General features: G+C 40.6%; 6 protein-coding genes. 2 read left to right on the top strand and 4 right to left on the bottom strand.

The features are described 5' to 3' along the window. On the top strand, positions 1–479 hold a 479-nt coding region (locus K5R16_RS18500), incomplete at its 5' end, for a hypothetical protein (RefSeq protein WP_220739369.1). 156 nt (positions 480–635) lie between these two features. Here K5R16_RS18500 and K5R16_RS18495 read toward each other — a convergent pair. The 4 genes from K5R16_RS18495 to K5R16_RS18480 form a co-directional block, all read right to left on the bottom strand. Next, complete coding sequence (locus K5R16_RS18495) at positions 636–863, bottom strand: hypothetical protein (protein ID WP_220739367.1); 228 nt, start codon at positions 861–863, stop codon at positions 636–638. 547 nt (positions 864–1410) lie between these two features. After that, positions 1411–2406: an HlyD family secretion protein gene (locus K5R16_RS18490; RefSeq protein ID WP_220739365.1), complete on the bottom strand. Its 996-nt coding sequence runs from the start codon at positions 2404–2406 to the stop codon at positions 1411–1413. Continuing rightward, positions 2406–2744 carry a DUF3302 domain-containing protein gene (locus K5R16_RS18485; protein WP_220739363.1) on the bottom strand — a complete coding sequence of 113 codons (339 nt, stop codon included), beginning with the start codon at positions 2742–2744 and terminating at the stop codon, positions 2406–2408. Before K5R16_RS18485 ends, K5R16_RS18490 begins: the two co-directional genes overlap by 1 nt. A 488-nt stretch (positions 2745–3232) precedes the next feature. Then, positions 3233–3370 carry a hypothetical protein gene (locus tag K5R16_RS18480; RefSeq protein WP_374758410.1) on the bottom strand — a complete coding sequence of 46 codons (138 nt, stop codon included), beginning with the start codon at positions 3368–3370 and terminating at the stop codon, positions 3233–3235. 342 nt (positions 3371–3712) lie between these two features. Between K5R16_RS18480 and K5R16_RS18475 the strand changes: the two genes are divergently transcribed. Beyond that, on the top strand, positions 3713–6529 hold the full coding sequence (locus K5R16_RS18475; protein WP_220739361.1) for an Ig-like domain-containing protein: 2817 nt from the start codon (positions 3713–3715) through the stop codon (positions 6527–6529). The last annotated feature ends 20 nt before the right edge of the window (positions 6530–6549 follow it).

The following is a 6549-nucleotide window of genomic DNA, read 5'->3' as shown; positions in this document are numbered from 1 at the left end:
AGACCTTAAATAATTATCAATCTAAAGAAGACTTGTTGTTTAATATTCCTAGTGTAAATATCAATGAAGAATTAATAAAAGAAATTAAGTCTAGAATTGATTCTGGCAATATACTTCACAGGCCTTTACCACCTTGGGATAAAGACAAACATATAGAAATAGAAGATATTGATAAAAAAATTGAATGCAAGGAAATTATTCACCCGTTAGATCGTGAAATAATAAATCACAGAATAGAAAATTTAGATTTAAATTTGCAAGAAAAAAATAATCTAGAATTACTTCGTAATGGAATAGAGTGTTCAGGGTGGTTTGTTCATAAGCGTGCTATTAGAGACTATTTAAAAAGATACAATATTTTTTTTGAGTCAGAAAAGCACAGAGCAGTTAATAGAGTAAATGGTAATAGTATATTCGATTCAATAATTATAAACGGTAAAACTCAAAAGGATTGGATACGAACAAGAAACAACAATTAATTTAAGATCAATTGATATTTATGAGTTCTGACGGAGTAAAAAACTTCTTGGTTTATATCGAAAGCTATATTTATAGCGGCATGAGCCTGTAACTAATTTTGTGTAACTGCTTACAACTCTACAGCAAGTCGACTTGTCGGCCGATTCTCTTATATTTTAGATACAGCCTCGTTTTTTATACTCAAGCCACCACTCGTTAAATTCCTTTGTTAGCCTTATTTGTTTTTTAGCTAAAATGGTTGGCGAGACTGTTTTCTTCTTAGGTTTAGATTTTCTAACTTCAACACCAGACAGCTCGCGAGTGAACATCTTGGGTACTACATGGCTGTAATGCTGCTCAATCATTTGCAAACTGGTACCGCATTGCTTAGCCAGTACTTCCATGCTCACCTCCCCGGACATCAACTAATGCCTTATCAAGCGCCTTTCCAAGTTATTTAGTCGTTGAACCATCGGCAAGCCTAAATAACCTATCTGAAGGTTTTCGATTGGGAAATCGCTCACGTAGCTCGGAAATACAAGAGAATATCTCATCACGGCAGACTATCTCCCTTGTGCTCATCGGTTTCCATGTGGATATCACCCCTGGTTAAGCCCTCCATCTCGGTGTCGGGTCTAATTCCAGTGTCAGCGGTAAAGTATGGGCTGCCTCGAGTTCGGGATAATACAATCTTAATGATAATGAATGTTATCGTGAAGTCAGATGTCTCGAGTGACCTTATAGATGTGTCACACGGTCTGTTACACTATGTGTTACACACGTTAGTGGTTACTTACTATGAAGCTCAATAAAATCGAACATCATGAGTTGGCTAAGTTGTCTTATCGGCCAACTCACCTATTAAAAAAGCCCGCTTATCTAAAGATAAGCGGGCTTTTTGTTGTTCAGTGTTTAAAGGTTGGTGCTGACTATTTGAAATTGTCTGAACGATTAGCCTTCAAATACCCAGTTCTGCCAGCTTTGCATGCGAAGTATTACTTTTCGAATGATTGAAAACGCTTGCCACTTAGGTGAGTACACCGCTACATGTGCATCGGTGCCAGCAGGTAATGGCATATCCACTAATAGCTCTGGTTGATCTAATTCAACTTTAACTAAGATGCGTCCGGGCTGAAAGTTTTTCTCAGGTTGAATGAGGCTACCTGAAGGACTGATTGCACCTTGGGCGAAAACATCATTGATCTGTACCACTTTCGCTTTATAGGCGTGTCCAGGAATCGTGGTAAAGGTTACCTCTGCAGGGTAGCCATCTTTAATATATCTGGCAGGCATCTGTTTGAAGGCGGCAAATATCTGTTTATCTTCAGCATTTACAAATGCGAGATTACCTTGAAATGGCACTGTACGGCTTTTCATTCCCGCTCGGAGTGCAACTTGGGTTACATAGCCGTCAGTTGGAGCTCGGACTGTAGTGCTTCTTAAGTTAAATTGTGCAGTTTCTAAGCTTGCTGCCAATGCAATTTTTTGCTGTTTTGCTTCTATGAGCCGAGTTTTCAAGCTATCGATTTTTTCCTCTGATGCATATTGAGATAGTTCGAGGTTTTGATATCGCTGCAATTCAGAATTAAGGAAACTAATCATGGCATCAGACTGTTTCTCTTGCGATGCAAGCTGATCAACTTTTGCTACAAAAGGCGTTTTATCAATTTGATATAGTGGTTGCCCTTTAGTGAGAGGTTGATTTCCTTCAATGTAAACGTTGGTAATTAACCCGCTAACCTGTGACGTGATAGGTGTGGTCACACTGATGACTCGTGCCATACGAGATACAGGCTGATACATCGCCATATAGAGAAATATCCAACTCATAAGAAACAGACCTATGACACCCGCTGTGGTAATCGTCCACTTGTTCTGCGGTAGTTTGAATACTCGAAAAGCAAGAACACATAAGCTGATATAGCTAAGAAGGATAAGTGTTTCCATTAGAGTGCTCCTTCTTTGTTTTGTAGTGCGGTAACACTAGCCTTCAGTGTGTCTAGTTGCAGCTGCAAGTTTTGCTGCTCAACTAAAGTTAAACCTCTAACGGCTTCTCCTTGGGTTTTAGGGTCATAGTACATAGCCCAAACCCATAATAAAGGCCAAAGTGCATGCATGAAGAACAAGCTGATCCAGCCGGTGACATGTATGGCTTCTTGTTGTGGATGATTGCGCTTTTTGGCTATTTCATAAGGAATGTCGTGAATAGCAATTAGGCCATATATCAAAATCAATATGACTAACACGAGGATCCCTAAGGATGCATAATCTAAAATTAGGTTCATAGTTACTCTCTCAAAGTAAGGTTAAGGGGTGGAAATCCTTTTCCAGTTCTTTGAGAGAGTCTTCCGTAATCAATAACTAAAACTGCTTCTAGTAAATAGGAACTCATTGCTAGCTAGATTAATGATCTAGTTCAGCCCTAAAGTGCAGACTCTCTCGTCCATTCGAAAAGCAGTTTGCTTTGCGTTGAAAGAATATTAGCAAGTTGAAACATAAGGGATCGATAGTGGCAAACTTAATAGTCAATTAAGTGTGGCTAAATATACATTGCAACCGTTTATTAATGCTATTTAAAGCAGAGCTTTAGCTCGTGACTTTACTCTTATTTTTTTAACGATATTGGATTGACGGTTTGAATTAACTTAGTGTTCGCGAGCGTTTTGGGGAATGACCTATCTACTTATTAAAAAAGCCTGTCTATCAAATGATAAACGGGCTTTTGGTTATATAGGTGTAATGAGTCGTGACTTCTTTGGCATCGATAACTGCGTTAGAAGTAGTAACCAAAGTTAATATTGAATCGTTTATTAGTATCACCATCACCGACCATAGTACCGCCAATAAATGGCTGGCTTTCGGTAATAACAAAGTCAAAGTGAGTGTATAGGCTGCTCGTTGTAACCGCCATGCCAGTATCGTTAGAGGTTGAGATAGGATTACCATTAGCCGTGCATTTGGTTGGCGATGAACGCCTAAAATTACAGTTATATAGACTTTACTTTGCAAATTCCATGCTGATAACCGGAGATATTAATCATTACAGCTATCAATCTTGGGTTGGTATTACCCTTCCTTATCTATTTGTTTTATCTCGTTTTGTTTAATAAGTTTCGCTGTTATGTAATTGCTTTTAGTTTATTTTATAAGCTTATTTATTTGTCATCTTTACATTATGGCTTTGTAAACTTAATTGCCATCGATAATGGTTCTCATTAACATTTGCGCGTTTTTAGCGAATAGAGATAAACAGATGTATCACAACAAGAGCTCAATGCTGCCCTACCTCATTACAACTTTGTCACTTTCTATTTTAACTGCCTGTGGTGGCAGCAGTAGTGGCAACAGTGCTCCAACTTTTTCAGAGTCATCAATGGCTATCAGTTTAGCTGAAGATAGCACCCAAACTATTTCAATAAATGCGACAGATGCCGATGGTGACCAACTTATCTATTCTGTAGGCAATGCCCCTGCGAGCGGAGCATTGCAGCTTAACCCGCAAACTGGAGAAGCAAGCTATACGCCTAATAGTAACTATTTTGGTAGCGATAGCTTTGAAGTGCTTGTTAGTGATGGCAACAAAGACAGCAGTTTAACTGTGTCACTGACAGTTACAGCTGTGAATGATGCACCTGTGTTTAGCGGCTATACACTGTTAGTCAGTGGTAATGAAATTAAAGCCGGCTCGGTGAGTGCGACTGATGTCGATGAAGATACACTGACTTACGCTTTAGTGAAGACACCTGAAAATGGCCAATTAACACTTGATGCAACCACTGGTGAGGTCAGTTACCAACTCGAACAGCTGATTGAGGTTGATGATGCGGTAACTATTAGCGTATCTGATGGTATTGAAGAAGTGCAAAAGCGTTTTCAAATTACTACGAACCTAGCCACGAATGCCGATAGAGCTTATTACTATTACACCTCTGAGTTATCACACTTAAAGCAAGCTGCCGTGATCAGTGAGAACCTCAATGATGATATCAATCAGTCTATTATTAATCGCAGTTTAGCAACAGGTTACGCCACTGCTGAGCTAACTACACAAGTGGGTGGGCTGCTTAACGCCAGTAAAATAATTTCAGCTCCCGTTTTGGCCGATGCAAAATTACGAGTCGCCAATGAATATCAGCAGCTTGGAAAAGTTGATGAGGCCGAAATGCTAAGGAGTGAAGCTAAGTCTATTTATAATCAATATCTCGCATCTAAAGGTGTTAATAGCTTTAACGGTGACGATGTGAGCTTTTATATCGATCTCTCTAAGTCATATAGAGCGGCAGGTGACGAGATCTCGGCAACGGGCATTTTTGATATCGTTGATCTGCTGTTCTCATCCGTATTAGGTGAAGAGTATAACCGAGCGGCTTTAGTCGCATTTTTTGGTTACAGCAGACAAATTGAAGAGCTCATTAAAATTTGGGAACAGACTAATAGCGATAACGACATAGCGTTTGCTTTGCTTAACCTCGACAAACTCTACGATTATGCTAACCGTATTGGTTATCAAAATGTCTCTAATGACCGTAATGGCAACCTAGGTAAACCATTTCACAGTGTTCGCCAAGTGGCATTAGTCCAAATTATAGAGTTTTACACTCGTCTTAATGCTAGGGATAAAGCCAAAGCCGCGGCAGCCGATTTGTTAGCTCTGCATGGGGTTGTTAATTACGATCCGCTATACCCTCGAGAGGCCAGCTTGTACAGCGCGATCAGTATGGTTGAGTATCCAGCGGGGGTTGCTTTTAACATCCAGCCGATTGTGGTGCTTTATCCTGAAATTGACCCAACAATTTTTATAGAGGGGATCCCAGAAGCCAGCTGGATGCGAGCATATGCAGCATCGGAGGCTGCGGATGCCAAACTGATGGCACTTGCGCAAATAGAGCCTGATGGAAACAAAGCGTTAGCATTGGTGCTCGACAGTCGAGATGAAGCGCAACTAAGAAATCATTTTACTAACTTAGTTAACTATGGCTCAAGTACTCCAGGTTTGGCTATCTATCGTTTGCGTATGAGAGATTATGCTGGTGCGGTATTAGCGCTAAAAGAGGCTGAAACCTTGGTTTTCTCTGCGGAATATGTGCAGCAAAACCTTTCTAAACAAGGGTTTGTTACAGGTAATGTGGGATGCCAAAAGCTAATTGAGGTCTATGATGAGCTAGCGCTGGATGACAGTGACAATGCCGCGCAATATCAACAAGCTTCCGTCCGTGTCGTTAAGATGTGTGTCGCGCTCGCGAAACAATATTATGCCGATGGCGTCGACGGCACTGATGTGAGTATAGAGGATGCGATTCAAGCAAATTCGCAGCTTATTGAGTTCCTTTATCCGCGTGGGTTAGAGGCTGAAATAGAGCAAGTATTAGCAGTAGCCGAAACCAATCTGGCTAAGTATAACCCTGATTCATCGATAAGAATTGATCTACTGAAGCAGATCGCGGGCTCCGCTTTTAAAGGTGGCGACTATGCCCGGGCCAACATTTACTATGATCGTACTATTGATTTAATCATTGCGCTTGAAAAGCGCGCTGCTGACAGCTTTTTAAGTGCAATCACTGAGCGCTTCTTAAATCAAGGATCCAGTACGAATAACTATACGCTATTTATCGAGAAAATTGACCAAGAAGCAGGGCAGCATGCTGACTATGCTGCACTATATAGCCATGCAAGAGCACAGTTGAAAAAATTGATCGATGCGAACTTAGCTTTACTGGAAACCGCTTCGAATCAAACTCAAATAGACTATGTGCTCTTTTTTGCGACTCAGTTGGCTAAAGGCGCGTTCTATCAAGAAGCGCAGGCATTAATGCAAAACCAGCATTTGGGACCCGTTGAAAAAGCGACGATCCAAACTAAGATTGCTACGGCTTTAGCGAATCAAAATCACTTCCCTGACCAATCGGTGGCAACAGTTGATACCGATCATGATGGTTTACCTAACTTCTTTAGTGCATCAGCCACTGAAGCGCAGATCCAAGCATCTGGCCTTGTCTTAGATAATGACAGTGACAATGATGGCTATGATGATTTAGATGACACTAAGCCTCTAGATCCTGCAGTACATTAAGTTAGTGAATAGAAGTAGTA

The sequence above is a fragment of the Shewanella sp. c952 genome (assembly GCF_019654975.1).
Classification (GTDB): Bacteria; Pseudomonadota; Gammaproteobacteria; order Enterobacterales; family Shewanellaceae; genus Shewanella.
The sequence above is the reverse complement of the archived record's forward strand: the minus strand, read 5'-3'. Positions and strand labels throughout refer to the sequence as shown.